A 25,697-nucleotide genomic window follows, 5' to 3' on the forward strand; every position below is an offset into this window, starting at 1 on the left:
GTCATGAGGGTGTTGCTGGCGCCGATGGAGGGCGTGCTCGATTCGCTGGTGCGTGAGCTGCTCTCCGGGGTGAATGATTATGACTTATGCGTGACCGAGTTTTTGCGCGTGGTCGATCAGCTGCTGCCGGTAAAATCCTTCTATCGTTTGTGTCCTGAGCTGCATAATCACAGCCGCACGCCGTCAGGCACGCGCGTTCGCATGCAGCTGCTCGGGCAATATCCCGAGTGGCTGGCCGAGAACGCCGCGCGCGCGGTGGAACTCGGTTCCTGGGGCGTTGATCTCAACTGCGGCTGTCCGTCGAAGCTGGTCAACGGCAGCGGCGGCGGTGCCACCTTGCTGAAAGATCCTGAACTGATCTATCGCGGCGCGAAAGCGATGCGTGAAGCGGTGCCGTATCATCTGCCGGTAACGGTGAAAGTGCGATTGGGCTGGGATTCCGGCGATCATCGCTTTGAGATCGCCGATGCGGTGCAGCAAGCCGGTGCCAGCGAGTTGGTGGTGCACGGTCGTACCAAAGAAGATGGCTATCGCGCCGAAAGCATCAACTGGCAGGCGATTGGCGAAATCCGCCAGCGTCTGCGTATTCCGGTGATCGCCAACGGTGAAATCTGGAACTGGCAGGACGCGCAGGATTGCATGCGCATTACCGGCTGCGATGCGGTGATGATAGGGCGCGGTGCGCTCAACGTGCCGAATCTGGCGCGCGTGGTGAAGTACAACGAAGCACCGATGGCGTGGCCCGACGTGGTTGCCTTGTTGCTTAAGTACACTCAGCTGGAAAAGCAGGGCGATACCGGCGTGTACCATGTCGCGCGCATCAAGCAGTGGCTTGGCTACCTGCGCAAGGCGTATCACCAAGCCGACGGCTTGTTCAGCGAAATTCGCACCCTCAAAGTCTCCGCCGACATCGCCACCGCAATCGAGCGCCATGCCGCAGCAATAATCAAATCCTCGTAGGGTCGCCATTCATGGCGACCTTCTCATTCAAGTGCATATAAACTTTATAACTAAAAAACCCGCGATCTCTTAGCACGCTAAGGTTATAGTGACCGACTACTTTAATCCTGATCCCCGACGCCACTTTCCATGTCTGACGCCGCTGTACTGAGTAACGCTCAGTTAAATAAACGTATTCTCTCAGTCATTGTTTTCACCTTCTTTTGCTACCTTTCGGTGGGTTTGCCGCTCGCGGTGCTGCCGGGATTCGTGCATAACCAGCTTGGATTCAGCTCGTTCATCGCCGGATTAATCATCAGCCTGCAATATTTCGCTACGCTATTAAGCCGCCCGCACTCCGGTCGTCTGGCGGATCGCTTTGGTCCGAAGCGCGTGGTGATGATGGGATTGGTGTTCTGCGGCATGAGCGGCGTGTTATCGATTATCGCCGCGCTGTGCAGCGACATGCCGCTGCTGAGCCTGGCGCTGCTGGCGGCGGGGCGCTTGTTCCTCGGCGTAGGTGAAAGCTTCAGTAGCACCGGATCGACGCTGTGGGGCATGAACATTGTCGGTCCGCTGCAAACCGCGCGGGTAATCTCGTGGAACGGCGTAGCCACCTATTTCGCCATGGCGATTGGTGCGCCGCTCGGTGTGCTGCTGAATCAGTGGTTTGGCATCAGCGGCTTTGCTGGTTTGGTGGCGATCATGGGCGTTGCCGGATTCTGGATGGCGAGTCGCAAAGCGGGTGTCAGCGTCTCCGCCGGCGTGCGCATTCCGTTTCATCGCGTGGTCAGCCGCGTGTGGATGTTTGGTCTGGCGCTTGGCTTTGGCACCATTGGTTTCGGCGTAATTTCCACCTTTATCACGCTCTATTTCGCCAGCCGCGACTGGAGCGGTGCGGCGTTCGCGCTGACGCTGTTCAGCCTCGGCTTTGTGATTGTGCGCCTCGGTTTTGGTCGCTGCATCACGCGTTTCGGTGGCCTGAAAGTATCGCTGGTGTCATTCGTGCTGGAGTGTGCCGGACTGCTGCTGATTTGGCAGGCCGACAGCATCTGGCTGGTGGATTTGGGCGCGTTCCTCACCGGCGGCGGTTTCTCGCTGGTGTTCCCCGCGCTAGGTGTGGAAGCGGTGAAGCGCGTACAGCAGCAGGATCAGGGTTCGGCACTCGGTACCTATTCGGCGTTTCTCGATTTAGGACTGGGATTAACCGGTCCGGTGGCGGGCTTGCTGATTGGGCATTGGGGCATGCAATCGGTCTATCTGGCGGCGGCGCTGATGGTGCTGGGCGCGTTTGCCATCACGCTGCGTCTGCACCAGCAACACGGCCGGCAGACGGCCGCGCAAGCGCTGAGCGAATAACGCTTCATCGGCAAACCCCCGTGCGCCGCCGTTGTTTACCGCAGTTAAAAGTGGATAAACAGGGCGTAAAGCAACCCCGAAAGTAACACGGACACCGGCAGCGTCAGCACCCACGCCATCGCCAGATTGCGGATGGTGGCGAGTTGCAGACCTGAACGGTTGGCGGCCATCGTACCGGCGACGCCGGAAGAGAGCACATGCGTGGTAGAAACCGGCAGGCCAAACGCGTCGGCCGCGCCGATGGTCGCCATCGCTACCAGCTCAGCGCTGGCACCTTGCGCGTAGGTCAGATGGGTTTTGCCGATGCGTTCGCCCACCGTCACCACAATGCGACGCCAGCCAACCAGGGTGCCGAGACCCAGCGCTATCGCCACCACCACTTTCACCCACATCGGGATAAAGCGCGTGGCGGCATCCAGCTCTTTCTTCACCGCCGCCAGGTTGCGCGCGGTCTCTTCCGGCAGCGCTACTTTGGCGCTTTGCAGATGCTTAATGGTTTCGGAGGCCAGATACATGTCGTTTCGCGTGTTGGTCACCGCCTGCGCCGGAATATTCTCCACCGCGCCATAGCGACGAATCTGGTCGCCGATATCGCCCAGCATCATGCCGAGCGCCGGCAACACCTGTGGGCGATTCTGGCTGGTGCGCACGAATTCGGTCAGCACCTCGCGCGGGGCGGGCATGGCGGCGGGCGCCGGTTGCAGCGTCAGCAGCTGCTGTTCCGTCACCTGGGTTAAGGCGGCGACGCGTGGAATCTGTTCCGGCGGCAGCGAGCGGTTCAACGCGTAGGCAATCGGCATGGTGCCGACCAGAATCAGCATGATTAGGCCCATGCCTTTCTGCCCGTCATTCGAGCCGTGCGCGAAAGATACGCCGGTACAGGTGAGGATCAGCAAGCCGCGAATCCATACCGGCGGCGGCTGATTACCTTTTGGCGCTTCATACAGCTGGCGATTGCGGATAAAGGCTTTCATCGCCAGCAGCAGCAGCGCGGCGCAGACGAAGCCAACAATCGGCGATAACAGCAATGCGTAACCGACTTTAATCGCCTGATCCCAATCCACGCCGCTGGTACCGCTGCGGCCATGCAGCAAGGCGTTCGCCACACCAACGCCGATAATCGAACCGATCAGCGTATGCGAAGAGGAGGCCGGTAAACCAAAATACCAGGTGCCGAGGTTCCAGATAATCGCCGAGAACAGCAGCGCATAGACCATGGCAAAGCCGTGGCCGCTGCCCGCTTGCAGAATTAACTCCACCGGCAGCAGCGAGATGATGCCGAACGCCACCACGCCGCTGGAGAGCAGCACGCCCAAAAAGTTACAGAAACCGGACCACATCACCGCCACGCCCGGCGACAGCGAATGGGTGTAGATCACCGTGGCGACGGCGTTGGCGGTATCGTGGAAGCCGTTCACAAATTCAAAGCCGAGCGCAATGATCAGCGCCACGCCGAGCAGCAGGAACGGTGTGTAGCTGGTGACCGGCGCGCCGGTCTCTTCAACGTCATTAAACAGGTTGATGCCGGCATACAGCAGGCCAGCAATCAGCAACAGTACAAAGATCAGGCGTGAGGCAGGGCCGTTGCCGCGGTTAAGGTTCGGGCGTCCGCTGTGGGACGAAGAGGTCGATGCAGGTAAACTGTTTTCAGCCATAAAACACCTCAGTGTTAAATCACGATGCTCGAACGGCACCCGTTAATGGCAGTGTGATACGTGGTTTGTATGACAGAATGATGATGGCGCACGCCCGGTGTCATCTTGCTGCAACATCCCTGTCGCACGCTGTGGATCTGACCGCTCGGGAATGACCTGCTAATGCTCCAGCCCGTACTACCGCTCGCCTCGCTGCCGGACTTCAATAACGACGTCGCCGGACTGATTCATGGTTATCTGTTTACGCCCGCGTCGCTGCCACAGCGGCTCAATGCACGCGAAGCGGCACAGCTGGCGCAGCAGCAGCTGCCGGAGTCGACCTTTATCTGGCTGCACATCAACCTTAATCACGCGCGTGCTGAACGCTGGGTTCAGGACCACTTTGGCGTAGACCACGATTTTTTCGACGAGATACATTCGGCTTCGCCGCGCACCCGTTTAGCCCAGCAAAACGATGCGCTGCTGGCGGTACTCAATGACGTCACCTTCAGTAAAGAGGAGCGCAGCACGCAGAACGCCACGTTGTGGATGTGGTGCTGCCCGCGTGTGGTGGTCACCGCGCGTTTTCGCCCGGTTGGCATGATCGAACGCATGCATCAGCAGATGAATGAACTGAAGTTCGCCGAGCCGGATGCGATGCTGCTGTGGCTGCTTGGCGAGCAGGAAGCGCAGCTGGAGCAAGTGGTGCGGCGTTCCAGTCAGGCGGTGGATGCGATTGAAGAGCGCTTGCTGAGTGCGGCGATCAAAACCAATCGCCGCGAGCTGGGACAACTGCGTCGTATGCTGCTGCGCGTGCAGCGTTTGCTGGCACCGGAACCGGCGGCGCTGTTCCGCTTGCTGAATCGTCCGCCCAAATGGCTAAAGCGTGAACCCTTGGGCGAGCTGCGAATTTTCACCGAAGAGTTCAGCGTGGCGCTGAATGATTTGGCGAGTTTAATGGAGCGGATTCGTTTGCTACAGGAAGAGATTGCCGCACGATTGATGGAGCAGAGCAACCGCACGCTGTTTTTGCTGACGGTGATTACCGTGCTGGCGTTGCCGATCAATATCGTGGCGGGATTTTTTGGTATGAACGTGGGCGGGATTCCGCTGGCGAATAATCCGCATGGATTTTTGCTGCTGGTGTTGGTAGTGCTGGCGTTTACCCTGGTGGCGGGTTGGCTGGCGTTTCGACGACCGCGTGATTGATTAACGTTGCGCGATGAATCGCGCCGCTACGGTAGGTGCATGTATCTGTAGCGGCGCAATTCATCGCGCTTATTAACTCGCGATTACAGGCTGGTGGCCGGCTGCGCTGCTGGCGCTGCGCCGTTGATACCTTGCGGCGTCATTGGCTCTTCTTTCGGTAATGCGTCAGAAGACTCCTGAACCGGCACCGGTGCTGGCTGCACTTCGCCAGCTGGACCGTTGATTTTGATCGGCATACCGTTACGTGCCTGGATAGCGTTGTTGACCGCATCCTGGTTGGTGCTGGCATCGGCAATCACTTTGGTCACAGCGGAAGTCAGGTTGATCGGCACCACTTCGCGTGAATTGAACTGCTCTTCGGTGGTCGACAGCGGATTGTGTACTTCCACGTAGCGCGAACCATCTGGCTCAACGGTGGCTTTCACCGGCTGATCGATGAACTGTACGCGGGTGCCAACCGGCACGTTGTCGAACAGCCATTTGATGTCGTCAGCACGCAGACGCACACAGCCGTGGCTTACGCGCAGGCCGATACCGAAGTTGGCGTTAGTGCCGTGAATCGCATACAGGCGGCCGATATAGAGCGCGTGCAGGCCCATCGGGTTATCCGGACCCGCTGGGAACACCGCAGGAATGCTCTCGCCGCGTGCCGCATATTCTGCGTGCATCGCTTTGGTTGGTGTCCAGGTTGGGCCATCTTTCTTACGCTCAACCTTGGTCGTCCAGTTGACCGGCGTATCTTTACCCAGCTCGCCGATACCGATTGGCAGCACGACCACGGTCTTGGTGCCTTTCGGGTAGTAGTAAAGACGCATCTCAGCGCTGTTGATCACGATGCCTTCACGCGGCGCGTCAGGCAGAATCAGCTGCTGTGGGATGATCATTTTAGTGCCAGCTTTTGGCAGATAAACGTCAACGCCCGGATTGGCTTCCAGCATATTGCTGAGGCCCATCTGATACTGTGCAGCAAAGGCTTCCAGCGGAAGTTTGCTGTCATCAGGGACAGTGATTTCAATGTTTTCGCCGATCAGACGGCTGTTAGCCGGCGGCAGCGGATAGACTACTGCAAATGCCGACTGGCTGAACGCCGCCAGTGCGAGGGCGAGTGAAGCGAACGCGCGAATGCTCATTTTCATGTTTTTCAAGTCGTTATGGCCATGTTTCAGGCTTGTCAGTGTGTCGAATCCATCGTGGTCAGTATGACCCGCTGCGCATTATATGTGCATTGGCGCATTGATGGAAATCAGGATTTTTACTGGCTGCATATACTTTACGCAATTCCTTGTCTTTACCCGACAATTCCCTTCGATCCGCAGCCCAAAATGTGAATTTTCACGGCTGCCACAGCGTCACTTCATTACTCAGTTTGCGATTGAGGAAAAAAGCGGCACTGATTAACGCCAGATGCGTCAACGCCTGCGGCATGTTACCCAACGCTTCGCCGTGTGAGGTGAACTCTTCGGCGTACAAACCAAGCGGATTAGCGTAACTCAGCAGCTTTTCAAACTCAAAATGCGCCTCATGTACGCGACCCGCTCGCGCCAGACACTCCACATACCAGAATGAGCAGGCACCGAAAGATCCTTCTCCGCCGGTTAAAGCATCGGCAGGCGTCTCGTGAATGTTATAGCGTCGGACTAAACCGTCGCTCACCAGATGCGTTTTAATCGCGTCCAGCGTCGAAATCCAGTCGGGATCGGTGGAGCTGACAAAGCGCACCAGCGGCATCAGCAGCATCGAAGCATCCAGGAAATTACCGCCGCGCGTCGCGGTGAAATGGCCCAGCTCCGGGTTCCAGAAGTTCTGCCAGATATCGTCGCGGATCTCGCTGCGCACCTTATCCCAGCGGTCGTACGGCATCGGCAGCGAACGTTTCAGGCCAAGGCGCAGTGCGCGATCGAGCGCGACCCAACACATCAGACGTGAATGCAGGAAATGTTCCGGCTCGCCGCGCATCTCCCAGATTCCGGCATCGGGCTGATTCCAGTTCACGCAGACGTAATCGATCATATCGGAGACATACTTCCAGCCGCGATGCGAAATTGCCTCGCCATATTTATTGGCGAGGTAGATGGCATCCATCAACTCGCCGTAAATATCGAGCTGCGTCTGGCGCCAGGCATCATTGCCGATGCGCACCGGACGTGAATTGGCGTAGCCGGAAAGATTGAGCAACTCGGTTTCGTGCAGCTCGGTGCCGCTGTCGAGGCGATACATCACCTGCAGATGCGGCGTGTCATCGTGGCTGTGTTCAACGCAGCGGCCGACCCATTTGGTAAAGTCGCGTGCTTCTTCGGTGTAGCCGAGGCGCATCAGCGCGTACATGCTGAATGAGGCATCGCGGATCCACGAGGCGCGATAATCCCAGTTGCGCTCGCCGCCCAACTCTTCGGGTAAGCCGAAGGTGGCGGCGGCGGCGATGGAACCGTGCTGATGCGAAGTGAGTAACTTCAGCGCCAGCGCCGAACGCGTCACCATCTCCTGCCAGCGGCCGCGATAGGAACTGTGGCTGCTCCAGCGTCGCCAGTACTCCAGCGTGTCGTGGAAACAGTGCTCGGTGGTGATGGTGGCCACGTTAGGATCGTCATCGTTACCAAAGACAAACTCAGCGGTTTCCCCGGCTTTCAGAGTGAATTCCGCCACCGCGCTGTGATTCTCGCGCGTCATCACCACCGAAGCGCTGAGGCGCAACGCCGGTTGTCCCGACGCAAGGAAGGCGATACCGCCGGGCCGCAGTTCGGTGGTGGTTTCGGCGCGTGCGTAGTCGTGGCGTGGCGCGCACAGCAGATGAAAGGTGGCGGTGCCGCGTACCATCTTTACGCGGCGCACGATACGCGGCACTTTGCTCTGCTCATCGCAGATCGGCATGTAATCGGTAATCTCTGCCACGCCCGCGTCATCCAGCCAGCGGGTTTGCAGAATATTGGTATCCGGCAAATAGAGCTGCTGCTGGCGGGCATTTTTCCAGTCTGGCGCGAGGGAGAAAAGTCCGGCCTCATCGCTGTCCAGCAGCGCGGCGAAAATCGACGGGCTATCGAGCTCCGGCCAGCAGAGATAATCGATGGTGCCATCGTTAGCAATCAGTGCGCAGGTGCGTAAATCACCAATCACTCCGTGGTCGTCTATTCTGCGTTTAATCTCGCTCATCGTGCCCCCTTTGCCGTAGGTAATTGTTAACTATAGACGAAACGGCAGATTCGGCGGCCCCGAGGCACAGAAGGATAACTTCTATACTGTAAAGACACCCTCAATCAGGAGAATGTTATGAGCTCAGGAAAACAGAAAGTCGCTGTGGTTACCGGATCCAGTTCTGGCATTGGTCGCAGCTGTGCGGTGATGCTGGCCGAAGCGGGTTATACGCTGGGCATCACCTGGAGTTCGGATGAAGAGGGCGCCCAGGAAACCGCGCGCATGGTGGAAAGTCGTGGACAGCAGGCGCAGGTGCGGCAGGTTGACCTCTCCGATCCGCAAGCCGGCGCTCAGCAACTGACGCAGCTGATCAACTCGCTGGGGCGCATTGACGTATTGGTGTGTAATGCCGGCGTGATGACCAAAGCCGACTTTCTCGATGTCACCTTTGAGGATTGGCGCAAAGTGTTCAACGTGGATGTCGATGGCGCGTTTCTTTGCGGGCAGATTGCCGCGCGTCATATGGTTGATCAGGGCGACGGCGGACGCATCATCAACATTACGTCGGTGCATGAACATACGCCGCTGCCGGATGCCACCGCCTATACCGCTGCCAAACATGCGCTCGGCGGCTTGACCAAATCGATGGCGCTGAGTCTCTTACCGCACCATATTCTGGTGAACGCGGTCGCACCGGGCGCAATTGCCACGGCGATGAACGATATGAAAGATGACCAGCAAGGACGACGTATGCCGGAAATCCCGATTGGGCGTCCCGGCGATACGCGTGAAGTGGCGAGTTTAGTGGCATGGCTCTGTTCGGAGTGGGCAACTTATACCACCGGACAATCGTTTATTGTCGACGGTGGTTTTATGTTGGCCAATCCGCAGTTTAAGGGGTACCACGCGTAATCAACCGGCGCGGCGGTGATTCCAGTGGCGAATGATGTAACGCAAGACGATGCCAAAAATCACCGCCGCCGCCAGCCACAACAGCGGCTTGAGGTGCTGATCGATCTTGTGCAGCCACGGCGCGACAATCTGTCCGGCAAAGTAGCCGAGCGAGACAAAGATCAGCGCCCACAGCGCCGCACCAATCACGTTCAGAATGAAGAAACGCAGCGGCTTGAGGCGGCTGGTGCCAATAATGATCGGCCCGACAATGCGGAAGCCGTACATAAAGCGCACGCCAATCACGAACAGGCTCGGGTGTTTTTGAATTAGCCGCTTAGCCTTGCCAATTGTTTCCTGATGTTTACTGAAACGGCGCAAAATGCGCGTGCCATAACGGCGTCCCAGCCAGAACAGCAGCTGATCGCCAATAATGCCGCCGATCATCGCCGCCAGCACCACGCCGCTGAAGTGCAATAAGCCTTCATGCGCCGCCACACCGCCCAACAACGTGAACGTTTCCCCTTCGGCAATACAACCAATCAGCAGCGCCAGATAACCGTATTGGGTGATTAATCCATTGATATCGAGATGCAAATTATCCTCCCTGCAAAGTGTGAAATCGCTATTAGTGTATACCAGCGGCTTAATTTGTGTGGCGCCCCGCAAAAACGGCGACGACGATTATACTTGAGCTAACGCTGCCTCCGTTGATCAGGCCGTTGGCTGTAAGGGCAGCCCATCGCAGCAAAGGAGTAAATGTATGAATCATGTCTGGGGTTTACTGGCGCATCCAGGTCAGGAAATGCGCGATATTAAACAGGAAAATGAGAGCGTTTCGCACCATTACACCCATCATGTTCTGCTAATGGCGGCGATCCCGGTGATCTGCGCCTTTATCGGTACCACGCAGCTGGGCTGGAATCTGGGCGAAGGGCAGTTCGTACAACTCAATCTACTGACCGGTATCGGTCTCGGCATTCTGTTCTATCTGATTATCCTCGGCGGCGTGGCGGTAATGGGCCGCGTGATCCACTGGATGGCGCGTAACTATCCGCAGCGTCCCAGCTTGCAGCGCTGTACGGTGTTTGCCGGCTATGTGGCCACGCCGCTATTCCTCAGTGGGCTGGTGGCGCTCTATCCGCTGGTGTGGCTGTGCGTGCTGGTGGGCGCGATGGCGCTGGTTTACACCGGTTATCTGCTTTACGTCGGCATCCCGGTGTTCCTGAGCATCGACCGTGATGAGAGCTTGCGCTTCTCCGGATCAACATTGGCGATTGGTGTGCTGGTGTTTGAAGTGCTGCTGGCGCTGACAGTGGTTCTGTGGGGTTACGGGCCACGGTTGTTCTGAGGAAAGCCTGGTCGGCATTAATGGCGACCTTCCCGCAACACGCACTTACCTCGTAAGGTCGTCATTCATGGCGACCTTTTTAACGCCCGGAAACAATCTCAATAAGAAATTTCTCAGGTAAGTGCGTATGATACTGCTGCCAGCCCGCATCCCGTCTGGATTGTTGCGGGCGGCCTGTGTCTCAACACAGCGCAAAACTCCTGACCGGATTTTTTTGACACGATGTCTGCAAAAATGCGTATTTCCTTGCTGTCGCTGGCGCTGTTTGTCGCCGCGCCAGCCGCTATAACGCCCGCGCTCGCTGCGCCGGCGGCACTCGCAAACCTGGCGCCGATTGCCCAACCGCAAATCGCCTCCGGCAGTGCCATGATTGTCGATCTGGAAAACAACAAAGTGCTGTTTTCCAGCCATCCTAACCGCGTACGTCCGATCGCCTCACTCACCAAAGTGATGACGGCGATGGTGGTGTTGGATGCCAAACTGCCGATGGATGAAATGCTGTCGGTGGATATCAGCCATACCGCTGAGATGCGCGGCGTGTTCTCCCGCGTCAAACTGAACAGCGAAATTAGCCGCCGCAACATGCTGCTACTGGCGCTGATGTCCTCGGAAAACCGCGCTGCCGCCAGCCTGGCGCATCACTATCCGGGCGGTTACGATGCGTTTATTCGCGCCATGAACGCCAAAGCACGCTCACTTGGCATGACGCACACGCGCTATGTCGAGCCGACGGGCCTGTCGATTCAGAACGTTTCAAGTGCAGAAGATCTGGTTAAACTGTTGAAGGCCACACGACAGTACCCGCTGATTGGCGAACTGAGCACCACCAAAGAAGACACCGCCGTATTCAAACATCCGAGCTACGCGCTGCCGTTCCGTAACACCAATCATCTGGTGTACAAAAACGACTGGCGCATCCAGTTGACCAAAACCGGTTATACCGATGAAGCCGGGCACTGTCTGGTGATGCGCACGGTGATCAACAACCGTCCGGTGGCGCTGGTGGTGCTGGATGCCTTTGGTAAATATACCCATTTCGCCGATGCCAACCGCCTGCGCGACTGGCTGGAAACCGGCAAAGCCGCACCGGTTCCGGCCGCTGCGCTGGCGTATAAGAAGCAGAAGTCAGGTTTGACCGCGAATAATGAATAACCCTATTTGAAGCACGCACATACCGTAGCGGCGCAATCTATTGCTCATTGCAGATTCTGCAGGATGCGCAATAGATTGCGCCGCTACAGATTGAGCGTTGTGTTGTTACGCTCATCTGCAAAAACGCTTATCGTTAGCGCCAAAGTTTTACACCTTCATTCCTATAGTTTCAGTGTCGGCAACGTCTTAAACTAGCCGCCATTCACGATCGCACTTGCGTTTATCGGCTGTTATTACGCTGGAATCTCATTCATATGTTCAAGTTTCGTCATCTGTTTACCCCGTTTTTACTGCTGCTTGTGCTGTTAGCTCCCACGCTGAGCGTGGCTGCGGATACGCCGCCCAACGATCAGGCAGAGGACGCCGCACCCAAGGTGAATGCCTCGGTCGAACTGCCTAAGATGCAGAAAATTCTCGACAAAATTAAAGGCCAGGTCTCGGGCGATACCAATGAAAGCCAGCTCAACCAGCTTAATGAGATGGCGCTGGAGCTTTCTGGTAATGCCGAAACCCTCGGCCAGGCGTTGATCCCGCAGGGGCAGCAATTGGATGCACAATTGGCGGTTCTCGGCCCGGCACCGAAAGCCGACAGCGGCGTGAAAGAGACGCCTGAAGTGACGCGCAAACGTGCGGCGCTGGAGAGCCAGAAAGCCAAGCTGGACGATCAGATCAAACAAGCCGATGGCATCAAAAACGGTGCGCTGGTGCTGTCATCGCAGATCGTCAACCTGCGTCGTGACCAGCTGAAAAGCCAGCTGGCGCTGAACTCTGGCAGTATCCTTGGCCCGCGCTTCTGGGCGCCGCTGGTTAGCAGTCAGGATCTTGATGGCGAGAAGATCAGCGAGTTCATTACTGAATTGCAGGACACCGCCGCGCTGTCGTGGGAATCTGGCTGGCGTTTCGGCACCGTGGCCTGGCTGTTTGCCGCGATGCTGGTGATGACGCTGGGCCGTCGCTACAGCGAAGAGTTCTTTGCCTGGGTCAGCATTCATAAGATGCCGGAAGGGCGCTTACGTCGCAGCTTCCTCGCCGCCACCACCGCGCTCACCACGCTGGCCGCGGTGGTGATCACCTTTAACTTCATCGCGCTGGCCTTTACGCGCCGTGATGAAGTCTCGGGTGATGTGCAGGATTTTGTTGATCGGCTGGTGCAGCTCAGCGTCTATTGCGGCTTGATTGCCGGTTTAGGCCGCGCGTTCCTCTCCACACGTCGCCCAAGCTGGCGTTTGCCGGCCATCTCCAACGAAGTCGCGCAAGCCCTGAAGCCGTTCCCGCCGTTCACTGCGGCGCTGGTGTTTATTTTCCAGACGGTGGAAGCCTTCAACTACAGCGTCGGCACCAGCCTGAATACCACCATTTTTGCTAACGGCTTGACCGCGCTGCTGATCGGCAGTACCGGACTGGCGATCGGCATGCGCATCAACCGCGTACGCCGCCGCATGGTGCAGGAAGGTCAGCAGCCTGAAGCGCGTTCAACGTTGGTGGGATTGGTGCAGCTGGCGCTGATGCTGACGGCGCTCGGCATCCTGATTTCACTGATCATCGGTTACGTCACGCTGGCGCGCTTCCTTAGCTATGAAGTGATTTGGTGCGGCATTTTGTTTGGTTCGTTCTACTTCCTCAGCCATCTGGTGAATGACGGCTGCGAAAGCCTGTTCTCCACCAGCAATGCCACCGGCAAGCGCCTGCAAACCACGCTGAATATTGATGAGCGTTACCTGCAACAGGCGGCGACGCTGCTCAGCGCGCTGGGTAAAACCGTGCTGATTGCCATTCTGGCGCTGGCACTGCTGAACGGCACCTTTGCCTCATCAACGCCGATTGAGCTGATCCAGAAGGTGATTGAGTTCTGGGGCGGCAAAGGGCTGGAGTCGCTGAACATTGTGCCGGCGCACATGGTCAATGCAATTCTCTGTCTGGTGGTGGGCATTTACGTGCTGCGTTCGGTGCGTCGCTGGCTGGATAAAGATTTCCTGCCCAAAACCACCATGGACGTCGGCATGCGCGTGTCGCTGGTGACGCTGTTTAGCAATATCGGTTACGTGCTGATTATCCTGCTGACGCTGTCGATTATGGGCCTGCAGTGGAACAAACTGGCGTGGATTGTGAGCGCCTTGTCGGTCGGTATCGGTTTCGGCTTACAGGAGATTGTGAAGAACTTTATTTCCGGCCTGATTCTGTTGACCGAGCGTCCGGTGAAAGTGGGCGATCTGGTGAGCATCAGCGGCATTGAAGGGGATATCCGTCGTATTAACGTGCGCGCCACCGAAATTCAGCTCGGCGACAAATCGACGGTGATTGTGCCGAACTCGCAATTTATTTCGCAGAACGTGCGTAACGCCACCATGGGTAACGCGCAGGGCGTGGTCACCATCTTGCTGACGTTCCCGCTGGATATCGATCCGGTGCGGGTGCGTGAAATTCTGCTGGAAGTGTATCAGGAGAACGAACGTATTCTGGAGACGCCGGAGCCGTCCGTGTCGTTCAAAGATTTGACGCCAGCGGGCATCGTGTTGAGCGTTACCGGCAACGTGGCCGGTCAGCGCCAGATTTCCGGTGCCAAGAGCGATCTGCTGTTCGATATTCTGACGCGTCTGCGTAAAGAGGGCATTATGCTGTCGACGCCGCAGACCATGATCATCGAGCGCCGCGCGGTGGCCGCAGCACAAGATCAGCAAAGCGATCCGTTGCCATAAATCCGTAGGGTGGCCATTTATGGCCACCTTTTCCACTCTCGCACCGACTCAAACCTTCACCGCCCAACCCTTCTGCTTACTGGTTTTCCCAATCCCCGGATTAAAACAGTTGGTGGGATCGAGCTGCTGATAAAACGCCTGCAGCTGTGGTTTCGCCTGATACAGATGGCCCACGTTATGCTCGGCCGGATACTCGGCGCCGCGCGCGGCTAATATCGCCAGCATCTTCTCTTTCAGCGCATGCGCATCCACGCCTTTTTTCACGATGTAATCCTGATGGAACACGTGGCAGAAGAAGTGGCCGTAGTAGAGACGATGGCTCAGATCCTTGTCGAACTCAGCCGGCAGTCGTTCAAACCACGCTTCATCATTACGACGCAGCGCGATATCCAGCGCCAGAATGTCTTCCACTTCATCGGCATGCACCGCGTGATAGCGCACCGCAGCTCCGGCGGCAGCAAAGCGATGCAGGAACGCGTGCGCACCCTCTTTGGCGTCACAGGCGAAGAACGCGCCGCCGCCTTCGCGGAAATATTCGGTCAGATAGGCCTGCGCTTCGGCGACGCCGTCGCCGGACATCTTCAGCATCAGGTGATGCTCATATTTGTCGCGATACTGCTTCAGGCGTTTAGGCAGATGCGCCGGTAGCCAGCTGCTGACGCGCTGCAATAAACGATCGGTGAGATGCGGTTTCACCCAGCTCAGCTTGCTCAGCCAGGCATCCACGCGGCCTTTCAGGGTGAAAAACAGCGGCATTTTGTCGGTGCCGAGTTTATCAATCATCACGAAAGTATCTTTGCCGTACACCTCGGCGATGTCGAAAATGTCGCGGTGCATATATTCGCCCGCCACCGGCAGATGGGTAAATTCCGCCAGTATATGGCGGCGAATATCGCCCAATTCCGCCGGATTATTGGTGCCGATGTAGAACACCTGCTGCTGCGGTTCGGTGGGGAAGGTATCCAGACGCACGGCAAACACCGCCAGCTTACCGGCGCAGCCAGAGGCTTCAAACAGGCGGCGCTCATCGGCGTTGAAGCGCGCTGGCGTCTCTGCATTGATGTCGCGCACGCGGTCGGCGTATTCATGATCCGAGGCGTGACGTTCATCCCAGCGCACATCGCTCTGCTGCCAGCGATCGTCATCCAGCCGACCCAACATCTCTTCCGGCGAATGGCCGAGATCGATGCCGAGATGGTTCACCAGCTTGAGTTTGCCGCTGGCATCAATCTGCGCAAACAGCGCCATTTCGCTGTAGGCCGGACCGCGTTTGATCAGCGATCCACCCGAGTTATTGCAAATCCCGCCCATCACCGAGGCGCCAATGCAGGAAGAACCGATCACCGAATGCGGCTCGCGGCCAAGCGGTTTCAGCGCTTTTTCCAGCTGATACAGCGTGCTGCCGGGGAAGGCGAGGATCTGTTTGCCGTTGTCGATCAGCTGCAACTTATCCAGACGCAAGGTGCTGATGATCACCACTGGACGATCGTAATCGTTGCCGTTTGGCGTGGAACCTTCGGTCAGGCCGGTGTTGGCGGCCTGCATCAAAATGATCGCATCGGCGCTGACCAGCGCCTGCAACGCACGCCACAGCTCGAGCAGCGAACCAGGGAAAATCACCGCCAGCGCTTCGCCTTCGCCCGAGCGAAAACCTTTGCGGTAGCGCGCGGTCTGTTCCGCGTCGGTTAACAGGTTCGACGATCCGAGCAGACGACGCAGTTCGGCGAGCAGAGTAGGGTGCGAAGTGTTGTTTTTCATTGGCCTATCCTTGTCTTTAACATGGCGCTTTTACTGTAGCATGCGTCAGCGACAGGATCGCGGTGTGACATGGCGGCTACCTGCTATCCTCATCTTGTGGCAAACTGCCCCTGTTATTTCGATATTGCGCAGTCACTTAAGAGAACCCGACCTGATGAAATGGATTTACTCTGTTAGCCTCGCTGTCTCCTTAGCCATGCAACCCGCTTTCGCGGACGATCTGTTTGGCCCACATCCGATGACTGAACAGGCGCGCGACGCCTTTGTGAATCAGCTGCTCAGCAAAATGACCCTTGATGAAAAAATCGGGCAGATGCGTTTAATCAGCGTAGGACCGGATACGCCAAAATCGGCGGTTCGCGACATGATTCAGCACGGTCAGGTCGGGGCAATTTTTAACACCGTGACGCGTCAGGATATTCGCGCCATGCAGGATCAGGTGATGCAGCTCAGCCGCCTGAAAATTCCGCTTTTCTTCGCCTATGACGTGGTGCACGGTCAGCGCACCATTTTCCCGATTCCACTTGGCCTGGCGGCAAGCTGGGATCTGGATGCCATCGCTGAGGTGGGACGCGTCTCTGCTTATGAAGCCGCGGATGACGGCCTCAACATGACGTGGGCGCCGATGGTTGATGTGTCCCGCGAACCTCGTTGGGGACGCGGCTCGGAAGGCTTTGGTGAAGACACCTTCCTCAGCGCGCAAATGGGCAGCAGCATGGTGAAAGCCATGCAGGGCAAAAGCGCGGCGGATCGCTACTCGATCATGACCAGCGTGAAGCACTTCGCGGCCTACGGCGCAGTGGAAGGTGGACGAGATTACAACACCGTCGACATGAGCCCGCAGCGCCTGTTCCAGGATTATCTGCCGCCGTATAAAGCCTCATTGGATGCGGGCAGCGGTGGCGTAATGGTGGCGCTTAACTCATTGAATGGCACACCGGCCACGGCAGACAGTTGGCTGCTGAAAGACATCCTGCGCGGCGACTGGAAATTCAAAGGCATCACCATTAGCGATCACGGTGCGATTAAAGAACTGATTAAACACGGCGTAGCCAGCGATCCACAGGATGCGGTGCGCATTGCGATGAAATCAGGCATCGACATGAGCATGAGCGACGAGTACTACAGCAAATATCTGCCGGGCCTGGTGAAGAGCGGCGCGGTGAGCATGGCGGAAGTGGACGATGCCGCGCGCCATGTGCTGAACGTCAAATATGACATGGGCTTGTTTAACGATCCTTACAGTCATTTAGGGCCGAAAGAGAGTGATCCGCAGGACACCAATGCGGAAAGCCGTTTGCATCGCGCCGAAGCGCGTGACGTGGCGCGTAAAAGCATTGTGCTGCTGAAAAACTGGCGCGAAACGCTGCCGCTGAAGAAAGACGCCACCATTGCATTGGTGGGGCCGTTAGCGGACAGCCAGCGCGACATCATGGGCAGCTGGTCGGCCGCTGGCGTGGCAAAGCAGTCGATTCCTCTGCTGCAAGGCGTACGCAATGCGATGGCCGGCAAAGGCACCGTGCTGTATGCCAAAGGCGCTAACATCACCGACAACAAAGGCATTCAGGACTTCCTCAATCTGTATGAGCAGGCAGTCAGCGTGGACAAGCGTTCGCCGCAGGAGCTGATTGACGAAGCGGTGGCGCAGGCGAAAAAAGCCGATGTGGTGGTGGCTGCCGTGGGTGAAGCGCAGGGCATGGCGCACGAAGCCTCCAGCCGCAGCGATTTGGTGATCCCGGAAAGTCAGCAGAAGCTGCTGGCCGCACTGAAAGCCACCGGCAAACCGCTGGTGATCGTGCTGATGAACGGCCGTCCGCTGACGGTGGTGAAGGAAGATCAGCAAGCCGATGCGATGTTGGAAACCTGGTTTAGCGGTACCGAAGGCGGCAACGCGATCGCCGATGTGCTGTTCGGCGATTACAACCCGTCGGGCAAACTGCCGGTCTCCTTCCCGCGTTCAGTGGGGCAGATTCCGATTTACTACAACCACTTGCCAACCGGTCGTCCGTACAACTTCGCCAAGCCGAACAAGTACACCTCGCATTACTACGATGCCGTGAACGGCCCGCTTTATCCGTTTGGTTACGGCCTGAGCTACACCACCTTCACGGTGTCGCCGGTGAAGATGTCGTCACGCACCATGCCGCGTAACGGCTCGGTGGAGGCTTCAGTGACCGTAACCAATAGCGGTAAACGCGATGGCGCGACCGTGGTGCAGCTCTATCTCAACGATCCGGTCGCCAGCATTAGCCGTCCGGTGCAGGAGCTGCGCGGCTTCCAGCGCATCATGCTGAAAGCCGGTGAATCGCAAACCGTGAAGTTTAAGATCGATGTTGATGCGCTGAAATTCTGGAACCAGAAGATGCAGCAGGTTGCCGAGCCAGGCAAATTCAACGTGATGATTGGACTGGATTCGGTGCGCACGCAGGATGCGCAATTTGATTATCTGTAAGTAAGATTGTTGCGCTCTTTCGCTCGGTCAGCATGAATGCTGGCCCTACATGTTATGCTTCGGTGATTTGTAGGGTCGGCATTCATGCCGACCAGGCCAATGAGCGCACAAACCCATGAACATCCGCGAACGCATCCAACAGCAAGTCTTCCGCCTCAACGGCCTGTCACTCAACGAATTCGACATCTCGCAACCGCCTGGCGATCCCGGTTTATTTGGCCCGGACCACGTTATCTGGCGCGTCCATGGCGACTTCCCCTCCATGTTGTGCGGCGGCATCAGCGCCTTAATGTTGCAGATGCTGCATCCGGCGGCGCTGGCGGGCGTGTGGGATCACTCCAATTTCCGGCAGGACATGATGGGCCGCCTGCGGCGCACCAGCCAGTTTATCGCCGTCACCACCTTCGGTAACACCGCCGATGCCAACATCCTCATCGACCGCGTCAAACGGATTCACCTGCGCGTGACCGGCGTCGATAACGCAGGCAAGCCCTATGCCGCCAGCGATCCGCATCTGCTTACCTGGGTGCACGTCGCGGAAACCAGCCGTTTTCTGGCAGCGCATCTGCGCTACAAAAATCCGCAGCTCAGCCTGGCCGATCAGGATCGCTACTATCAGGAAGCGGCGTTAGTTGCCGAAGCGCTCGGCGCGCAGCGGGTGCCGAAAAGCGTGCAGGCGGTTGAGGCGTATCTACAGATGATGCGGCCCGAGTTAGTCTGCGATGCGCGCACGCTGGAGGTGATGCAACTGCTTATCAACGCGCCCGCACCCAGCTGGCAGGCAAAACCGGCAATGCGCGTGATGCTGAAAGCGGGAATGGGATTGTTGCCTGACTGGGCGCAACAGCAGATTCAGCAGCCGGTTGGGCCGCTGACGCAGTGGCGCGTGGATCGGGAAATGGCGGTGATTGCGGGTCTGCTGCGCTGGTCGATTCAGCGCGGTGCTTATACCCGCGCTATGCAGCGCATGGGCCGCTAAGCGTTACAGGTGCAGCTCATCCTCTTTCTGCGTGTAGGTGCGCGGCGTGCGCGCTTCACGTTTTAGCGCCAGCTGACGTTGCTGATAATGGTGCAGCAACATGCCAAGCCCCAGGCCAATCAGCGCCAGCGGCAGCAGGCTGTAATAGATATCAAGCGGTAATAACACCAGCAACGCCACGCCGCTCAGCAACAGCGTCAGCGACGCCATCACCCATGTATAGCGGATAAACAGCCACACCAACATCGCGAAAATAACCACATCACGCAGGTTCAGATCGAGGTTTTGCAGCACCATGATGGCAGCTCCAAAGAGGTGAATGCGCAAACCATATCACGCGAAATGGTAAAAGAATCGCAAATTAATCTGAAGCTTGTCAGCGTGTTAAGCGGCAATTGATAAGCCGCTCTCATCTATTCATCCCCGCACTTTGAGAGTTTTACCCTTGTGTCACATGGCACGAGTGCCGATCCTGCTCTATTCTCGGGGAAAATGGATTCCTCCAGGTAATATCGAGGCGTTATGACCCACCAACCTCTGATTGCTGAGGTGCCGAATCAGCAACACACACTAACCGCGATCGTCGAGCAGGATGCGCGTACGGCCTATTTTTATATCTGGCCGAATGACCTGTTTCGCAGCCAGTATGCGGTGCGCGGCTGCTGGCTGCGTAACCTGCTGCCTGCGCCCGCGCAGGAAGATCGTGAAGCGATGGAGCAGGGCATCGCGCCGCTGCTGAGTGCCGAGTATTGCCGCACGCTGGAAGCCGAGCCGATGCTTGATCCCGCCGGATTACAGGTGCTGTGGGAGCCCAGCGACGACGGCGCCGCGCTGTGGTATTACGGCCAGCTGCTGGCGGTGATCCCCGGCTGGAGCCTGTATCAGGATAAGCAGGTGAGTTTTTCTGCTGCCTGCATCAAAGAGAATCGCCTGACCGCGCCGCTGGGATCGGCCTCCACCAACGATTACTATGCGCGCGCAGAACAGCAGCGCCATTTCTGGCGCGACTGGCATGACGGACACTTGTGGGATGTGGTGCAGCGCGAGCTGATGCAGTGTTATCAGGCGCAGTTTGGCGAATCGGTAAAATATTACTCCATCGATCAAGGCAACTGGCCGCCAATGGCGATTTCGCAGCACTTGCACAATGGTGTTTGGTATTTCCTGACGCTTGGCATGGGGATCCGTCCGATGCCGCAGGTGGATCACCTGTTTGACGAGCTGGCGCCGCAGTATCGCCGCGTCGAGCTGGCGATGGCGGTGGACGGTGAAGTGATGACCGAAGCCAATGCGGTGCAGATGGCGAGCGCGCTGGCTGAGTTTGCCCATCTGCCGTGGGCGCGCCTGACCTGGATTGGCGAAGGGCATACGCTGGCGTCGGAAGTGGCGCCGGTTGGCTTTGAAAGCTTCCTGCTGGCCAACGATCTCGCTCCCGAAGCGGCGCAATTCCGCCTGCCGAAACGCGATGGCGACCGCGTGAATCTGCTCTGGTCCACGCCAATTACCGAAGCCGAACGCCAGTTTGCGCAGGCTGACGATCGCGGTGGGCAGCAGCTGCTGCAACGTTTGCTGGCGGACGGCAATAATCATGTGTTCCGGCCGCGCCAGGAAGTGGTTGAAACTCCCGCTCCGTAAATCAGGTCGGCATCGATGCCGACCCTACGATTTTAAATTATCACCCAAATCAACTATTTCACTGCTTTGTGATCGTGCTCACCTCAAGTTCCCCATTAACACGCCGTTAACCTCGATCAGGCAACTCGCCAACCAGGGTAAGGGCACACATAATGTTCAAAACAACACAATCCCGTTTCACCGCGACGCTGGTCGCCTTTTTTGCCGGTCTGATGCTGGTTACCGTGCTGGTAATTAATCAGTTTATCGCTCCGCAACTCTCCGAAAATGAAAGTCGTCTGGTACGTTACGAAGTGGACGGCCTGGCCGGACGCATCGTCGAGCAGATGAACCGCGTCCAGGCGCAGCAGCGCGCCATTACCGAAGCCGCAGGCGTGATGGACAGCGCAGCCATCGATACCTTGCTGCCCGCCTTAGTTAACCAATATCAGGACAGTAACGTGTTCGGCGGTGGCATCTGGCCGTTACCGAACCGTCGCGATCCGGCCAAAGAGAAAAACAGTTCGTTCTTTGCGCGCAACGCCAGTAACCAGCTGCAGGTCAACACCTACTGGAACTCGGACGCCGCCGACAAATACTGGGAGCAATCCTGGTACAAAGATGGTTTGGCTGCGCCGAAGGGCCAGTGCGCGTGGGCGAAAGCGTATCAGGATGCCGCCAGCCCGCAGCCGCGTACCAACTGTGCAATGGCGATCTATCGCGATGGCACCGTATGGGGCGTAGCGACCATTGACGTAACGCTCGGCTTCTTCAACCAACTGGCAAAACAGATGGGTGAGGCGATTCAGGGCCGCGTACTGATCGTTGAAGCCGACGGTAAAGTGGTCGGTAACGCCGCGCTGGTGGATGGTGCGCCGAAGCTGGAAAACCTCGCCGATACCCAGCTGCCGATGGCGTCCGCGTTAAAAGGTCTGTTAGCGCAGGCGGGCAGCCAGCCCGCGCAAACCACCTTCGCAGGTGAAGATGGCGAACACACGCTGTTCGTGCAGGCGATTGCCGGCAGCCCGTGGTATCTCGCCAGCGATGTGCCGTCGAGCTTGCTGGATGCACAAACCCACAGCATGTTGACGCGTCTGGGTCTGGTGCAGATTCCGCTGGCGGTGATCCTGCTGCTGGTGCTGCTGGGCTTTGTGCGCGCCATGATGAAACGTCTCGCGGTGCTGAACAGCAACATTGAAGCCTTGTCGACCGGCGGTGCCGATTTGACGCAGCGTCTGCCCGCCAGTAATAGCCCGGAATTCAACGCCGTGGCGCAGAGCTTCAACCAGTTCATCGCCTATCTGCAAGGCCTGATGCGTCAGGTGGGCGATAGCGCGCTGGCGATTACGGCGGCTTCGCGTGAAATTGCCAGCGGCAACGCCGATCTCTCGGCGCGTACCGAATCGCAGGCCAGTTCGATTGTTGAAACGGCAGCATCAATGGAAGAGCTGACCGGCACGGTACGTCAGAACGCCGATAACGCCACGCATGCTAATCAGCTGGCGGATGGCGCGTCGCAGGTTGCGGCACGCGGTACCGAAGTGGTGCGTCAGGTGGTCACCACCATGGGCGCGATTAATCACTCTTCGCGCAAAGTGGTTGATATCATCAGCGTTATCGACAGCATCGCCTTCCAGACCAACATTCTGGCGCTGAACGCCGCAGTAGAGGCGGCGCGCGCCGGTGAACAGGGGCGCGGTTTTGCCGTGGTGGCCTCGGAAGTGCGCAACCTGGCACAGCGCTCGGCTAACTCGGCGCGTGAAATTAAGAAGCTGATTGAGGAGTCGGTGGCGAATATCGATACCGGCAGCCAATTGGTGGAGCAGGCCGGGCAAACCATGGATGAGTTGATGCAGGGCGTCAGCAGTGTGACCACGCTAATGAGCGAAATCATGTCAGCGAGCCGCGAGCAGAGCATGGGCATCGATCAGGTTAACGTGGCGATTACCCAGCTGGACGGCAGCACTCAGCAGAACGCCGCGCTGGTCGAGCAGGTTTCAGCCGCCGCGCAGTCGATGCAGCAGCAAAGCGTGCAGCTGGAGCAGGTGGTACAAAGCTTTAAGCTGTAAGTTTTGTGGAGAAGGTCGCCATACATGGCGGCCTTCTCACACACCGCACACATCTTCTCTATTAACGCCATTCCCCGCTTTTTTATGCTGAATTCTCCGCAGGCTGCTACGCTTTAATGTGCCCACGTTAACGCACGGAATGTGCGCTATTTCCTCCATCAACCCTTTGGAGGTTGTGTACAATAGCTGCGAATTTTCCGAAGGAGTTGTCATGCCCGCCATTGAAGTTATTCTCGTTGACCACCTCGATCGCCCTATCGGCAAAATGGAAAAGCTGGAAGTGCATGAAAAAGGATTGCTGCATCGCGCGGTGACGGTTTACGTGTTCAATTCGCGCCATGAAGTGCTGTTGCAACGCCGTGCCAGCACCAAATATCACTGTGGTGGATTGTGGAGTAACACCTGCTGCAGTCATCCCTATCCGCAGGAATCCACGCGCGATGCCGCCGAGCGCCGTTTGCGTGAAGAGATGGGCATGAATGTTGCGTTAACGCCGGTGTTTGAGCTGAGCTACAACCTGCCGCTGAGTAACGGCTTGACCGAGCATGAATATGGCCACGTGTTCTTCGCCATCAGCGATGAGCAGCCGGTCCTCAACCCGGAGGAGGCGGATGCATGGTGCTATCGCTCGATTGCGCAGATTCAGCAGGAGATGCAGGAGAATCCGGCGCAGTTCACGCCGTGGTTTTTGCATACCTTCCCGCGCATTCCCAATACGCTGGGCGAGTTTCGCCTGACGGCATGATTGCATATTCCGCAGCGGCGCAATAGATTGCGCCGCGATGAGACAGGCGTTCGGTGAAATTACTGAAAATCTTCCGCATCCACGTCGTAACCCGACGGCTCCCAGCGAATCGCCAGTAGCGCCAGTAAGCCAATCAGCGGCGCAAGGAAAATCACCCAGAACACGCCGGTACCAAACGCCGCCACCAGCAGCGGGAAGGTGAACAGCGACACGGTGGAACTGCCGCGCATCAGCGTCTGGTTGAAGCCAACGCCCACGCCGCGCAGCGAAGCGGGATAGCTCAGCGAAGCAAACGTCATAGTATGCGAGCCGGGACCAAAGCCCTGACCAAACAGGAACAGCGCCAGCATGGCAATCGCCACCGCCGCCTGTTCGCCGCCTTCCGGACGACCAATCAACGCCAGTCCCAGCAGCGCCACGCACTGACAAGCGTAACCGGCCACCGACATCTTCCACGCGCCGAGACGCGGCACCAGCCGCACCGCCAGCAAGCCGCCGACAAAGGCAAACAGCAGATTCAGCGCCAGCGACACCAGAATGGTGGTCAGCATCGATTGCGCAAAGAAGCTGGAGATAATCACCGGCAGGCCAAACGCCACCGCGTTATAGGCAAACGACGAGGCGATGGAGGTGACGGTTGCCAGAATGGTTCGACGACGATAGACGCCCTGCAGCAGCGCGCCGTAGTTGCGCCAGCTGGCTTTACGTACCGCTTTCTGCGGCGTCAGATCGGCGTCATCCGCCACCTGCGCGTTGATGTTGTAAGAGTTGCGCAGAATCTCCGCCGCGCCTGTGAGGTTGCCCTGATTGGCTGCCCAAATCGGCGACTCACTCATGTAACGGCTGCGAATAGCGATGATCAGCAGCGCAGGCACCGCACCAAAACCCAGAATCAAACGCCACAGCCAATCGGTGTGGGTTTCGGGCAACACCGCATACAGCAGCAGGACCAGCAGGTAGGAAATACTGATCGCCGCGTACCATGTCGGACACCACATCGCCACGCTGGCGGCCTTATTGCCTTGCCCGCGCAGCTTCGAAAACTCGGCGAGAAACGCCATCGCCACCGGTAAGTCGATCCCGACGCCGAGGCCCATCACAAAGCGCGCACCGGCCAGCACATATTCGTTTGGCGCGAACGCACAGGCTAACGCTGCCACCACGAAGAAAAACATGTCGGCCATAAACACGCGATAGCGACCTATTTTGTCGGTGAGGTAGCCGCCAATCAGCGCCCCGACAATCGCACCAAAGGTAATCGCCGATGCCACCATGCCGGTGCCTGCGGGCGTCAGCTGGAACTCGCGCGTCACGTCTTTGATGCCAAACGCTAATGCGCCGAGATCATAGGCGTCGAGGAACACGCCGCCCAGCGCAATGGCGATTACGATGCGCGCGTTGCTGCGCGATTCGTTGCTGTTGTTCACCAGCCCGGAGACATCGGCCGCGCTGCGGATCCATTTGGTCTCACCGGTGGGGACATTCCCTGCCTGCGCGACGTGCGCCGTAGAAGCTAAGTCGGTCATGATGTTTTGTAATTTATTGTAATGAGTGGGACTGTGAGCATAAGCCGCCGTCTTAACATCGAAAATTCCAATTGGTTATATGTGCTGCGTTTTGGTTATAACCGATAGGCAATTGATAGCAAAAAAAGCACGAAGTAAGCCGCTTGACCGCGCCTATCCCCTTTCGCCAGGCTACGCTTGATAGTCACACAATG

Annotated in this window: 19 protein-coding genes; 12 read left to right on the forward strand and 7 right to left on the reverse strand. The window is 57.6% G+C overall.

Annotated elements, in window-relative coordinates; all coding sequences use genetic code 11:
* The first annotated feature begins 3 nt into the window (after window positions 1-3).
* Together dusC and K5Y32_RS02085 are read left to right on the forward strand one after the other, a co-directional pair.
* On the forward strand, window positions 4-960 hold the full coding sequence (gene dusC, locus K5Y32_RS02080) for a tRNA dihydrouridine(16) synthase DusC (protein WP_222181673.1): 957 nt from the start codon (window positions 4-6) through the stop codon (window positions 958-960).
* Between the two features lie 129 nt (window positions 961-1,089).
* Window positions 1,090-2,298 carry an MFS transporter gene (locus K5Y32_RS02085; protein WP_222181674.1) on the forward strand — a complete coding sequence of 403 codons (1,209 nt, stop codon included), beginning with the start codon at window positions 1,090-1,092 and terminating at the stop codon, window positions 2,296-2,298.
* 44 nt (window positions 2,299-2,342) lie between these two features.
* Here the strand turns inward: K5Y32_RS02085 and K5Y32_RS02090 are convergent, their stop codons facing one another.
* Entirely contained in the window at window positions 2,343-3,953 is a 1,611-nt protein-coding gene (locus K5Y32_RS02090; protein WP_222181675.1) for an inorganic phosphate transporter, read from the reverse strand.
* Between the two features lie 162 nt (window positions 3,954-4,115).
* Here K5Y32_RS02090 and K5Y32_RS02095 point away from each other — a divergent pair, with 162 nt between their 5' ends.
* Window positions 4,116-5,141 (forward strand): transporter, encoded by a 1,026-nt coding sequence (locus K5Y32_RS02095; RefSeq protein ID WP_217547195.1) that lies wholly within the window; start codon window positions 4,116-4,118, stop codon window positions 5,139-5,141.
* 83 nt (window positions 5,142-5,224) lie between these two features.
* Here K5Y32_RS02095 and K5Y32_RS02100 read toward each other — a convergent pair whose 3' ends face one another.
* Together K5Y32_RS02100 and K5Y32_RS02105 are read right to left on the reverse strand one after the other, a co-directional pair.
* Window positions 5,225-6,277 carry a L,D-transpeptidase family protein gene (locus tag K5Y32_RS02100; RefSeq protein ID WP_101763163.1) on the reverse strand — a complete coding sequence of 351 codons (1,053 nt, stop codon included), beginning with the start codon at window positions 6,275-6,277 and terminating at the stop codon, window positions 5,225-5,227.
* Window positions 6,278-6,473: 196 nt separating this feature from the next.
* On the reverse strand, window positions 6,474-8,288 hold the full coding sequence (locus K5Y32_RS02105) for a glycoside hydrolase family 15 protein (RefSeq protein WP_222181676.1): 1,815 nt from the start codon (window positions 8,286-8,288) through the stop codon (window positions 6,474-6,476).
* A gap of 117 nt (window positions 8,289-8,405) precedes the next feature.
* On the opposite strand from K5Y32_RS02105, the gene K5Y32_RS02110 reads away from it, so the two are divergent.
* Entirely contained in the window at window positions 8,406-9,182 is a 777-nt protein-coding gene (locus K5Y32_RS02110) for an SDR family oxidoreductase (protein ID WP_222181677.1), read from the forward strand.
* On the opposite strand, the gene K5Y32_RS02115 is transcribed toward K5Y32_RS02110, so the two are convergent.
* On the reverse strand, window positions 9,183-9,758 hold the full coding sequence (locus K5Y32_RS02115) for a DedA family protein (RefSeq protein WP_110865775.1): 576 nt from the start codon (window positions 9,756-9,758) through the stop codon (window positions 9,183-9,185). It abuts the gene before it with no gap.
* Window positions 9,759-9,924: 166 nt separating this feature from the next.
* Between K5Y32_RS02115 and K5Y32_RS02120 the strand changes: the two genes are divergently transcribed.
* The 3 genes from K5Y32_RS02120 to K5Y32_RS02130 all read left to right on the forward strand — a co-directional run bounded on the left by K5Y32_RS02120 (window position 9,925) and on the right by K5Y32_RS02130 (window position 14,360).
* Entirely contained in the window at window positions 9,925-10,512 is a 588-nt protein-coding gene (locus K5Y32_RS02120; protein WP_101763159.1) for a Yip1 family protein, read from the forward strand.
* A 222-nt stretch (window positions 10,513-10,734) separates the two neighbouring features.
* The gene (gene pbpG / locus K5Y32_RS02125) at window positions 10,735-11,664 is read left to right on the forward strand and encodes a D-alanyl-D-alanine endopeptidase (protein WP_137385419.1); all 930 of its coding nucleotides are present in this window, start codon (window positions 10,735-10,737) and stop codon (window positions 11,662-11,664) included.
* A 254-nt stretch (window positions 11,665-11,918) separates the two neighbouring features.
* The gene (locus K5Y32_RS02130; protein WP_101763157.1) at window positions 11,919-14,360 is read left to right on the forward strand and encodes a DUF3772 domain-containing protein; all 2,442 of its coding nucleotides are present in this window, start codon (window positions 11,919-11,921) and stop codon (window positions 14,358-14,360) included.
* Window positions 14,361-14,408: 48 nt separating this feature from the next.
* Here K5Y32_RS02130 and dld read toward each other — a convergent pair whose 3' ends face one another.
* Window positions 14,409-16,118, reverse strand: coding sequence for a D-lactate dehydrogenase (dld, locus tag K5Y32_RS02135; protein ID WP_222181678.1), 1,710 nt, complete (start codon window positions 16,116-16,118; stop codon window positions 14,409-14,411).
* 154 nt (window positions 16,119-16,272) lie between these two features.
* On the opposite strand from dld, the gene bglX reads away from it, so the two are divergent.
* The gene (bglX, locus tag K5Y32_RS02140) at window positions 16,273-18,570 is read left to right on the forward strand and encodes a beta-glucosidase BglX (protein ID WP_222181679.1); all 2,298 of its coding nucleotides are present in this window, start codon (window positions 16,273-16,275) and stop codon (window positions 18,568-18,570) included.
* Between the two features lie 115 nt (window positions 18,571-18,685).
* A complete protein-coding gene (locus tag K5Y32_RS02145; protein WP_222181680.1) occupies window positions 18,686-19,549 on the forward strand; it encodes an oxygenase MpaB family protein in 864 nt (287 codons plus the stop codon).
* Between the two features lie 3 nt (window positions 19,550-19,552).
* Here the strand turns inward: K5Y32_RS02145 and K5Y32_RS02150 are convergent, their stop codons facing one another.
* Window positions 19,553-19,846 (reverse strand): hypothetical protein, encoded by a 294-nt coding sequence (locus K5Y32_RS02150; RefSeq protein ID WP_222181681.1) that lies wholly within the window; start codon window positions 19,844-19,846, stop codon window positions 19,553-19,555.
* A 225-nt stretch (window positions 19,847-20,071) separates the two neighbouring features.
* On the opposite strand from K5Y32_RS02150, the gene K5Y32_RS02155 reads away from it, so the two are divergent.
* The 3 genes from K5Y32_RS02155 (at window position 20,072) to idi (ending at window position 23,977) form a co-directional block, all read left to right on the forward strand.
* On the forward strand, window positions 20,072-21,184 hold the full coding sequence (locus K5Y32_RS02155) for a suppressor of fused domain protein (protein WP_008102641.1): 1,113 nt from the start codon (window positions 20,072-20,074) through the stop codon (window positions 21,182-21,184).
* Window positions 21,185-21,336: 152 nt separating this feature from the next.
* Window positions 21,337-23,232 (forward strand): methyl-accepting chemotaxis protein, encoded by a 1,896-nt coding sequence (locus K5Y32_RS02160; RefSeq protein WP_101763152.1) that lies wholly within the window; start codon window positions 21,337-21,339, stop codon window positions 23,230-23,232.
* 211 nt (window positions 23,233-23,443) lie between these two features.
* A complete protein-coding gene (gene idi / locus K5Y32_RS02165) occupies window positions 23,444-23,977 on the forward strand; it encodes an isopentenyl-diphosphate Delta-isomerase (RefSeq protein WP_101763150.1) in 534 nt (177 codons plus the stop codon).
* 59 nt (window positions 23,978-24,036) lie between these two features.
* On the opposite strand, the gene K5Y32_RS02170 is transcribed toward idi, so the two are convergent.
* Window positions 24,037-25,503, reverse strand: coding sequence for an MFS transporter (locus tag K5Y32_RS02170; protein ID WP_222181682.1), 1,467 nt, complete (start codon window positions 25,501-25,503; stop codon window positions 24,037-24,039).
* Window positions 25,504-25,697: the final 194 nt, after the last annotated feature.

The sequence above is a fragment of the Pantoea sp. DY-15 genome, assembly GCF_019795935.1.
Taxonomy (GTDB): domain Bacteria; phylum Pseudomonadota; class Gammaproteobacteria; order Enterobacterales; family Enterobacteriaceae; genus Pantoea; species Pantoea leporis.